1 protein-coding gene is annotated in these 558 nt (G+C 38.2%); it reads left to right on the forward strand.

The window, feature by feature from the left end:
* A partial coding sequence (locus ACFIO3_RS15405) for a c-type cytochrome (protein WP_375704814.1) occupies positions 1 to 356 on the forward strand: 356 nt, incomplete at its 5' end.
* Positions 357 to 558: the final 202 nt, after the last annotated feature.

Genomic DNA, 558 nt, shown 5'->3' on the forward strand with positions numbered 1-558 from the left:
ATTTTGAAAATGGCCGTAAAATTTTTCGCCAATGTGCCATATGCCATACTTCTGGACGCAATGAAGCAGGGCGTGTTGGTCCAGTTCTCTGGGAGATTGTTGACCGCCCTTTGGCATCAGCAGCAGGTTTTGCTTATTCACGGGCATTGCGTGCGCACTCTGATCAAAAATGGGATTTTGTAACGTTAGATCGTTATCTGCGTTCTCCGCGTGAAGCTTTTCCTGGGACTATTATGTCTTTTCGTGGAATTAAAAATGACCAAGATCGTGCTGATCTTTTGCTTTATTTACGCAGTTTATCCGATCATCCTGTTCCTTTACCAATGGATAATAATAAAGCGAACGAGCCAAATTAACTTATACCATAGATGTTAATTTTAGAAAGAAGTCTGATTTTTTTGTAATTTTAGTTTCACAGTTTTATAAAAAGAGCTCTTATTGATGTTTTGTTAGGGGGAACGCCCCTCACGCAAAACAGAACACATTTAACATTGCATATTTACTCGCTTATTTTAAAGAGATCTTTTATAAAAATGCACTTTTTACACTGTCGTCTGT

Source organism: Bartonella sp. AD328YNZD, assembly GCF_042196425.1.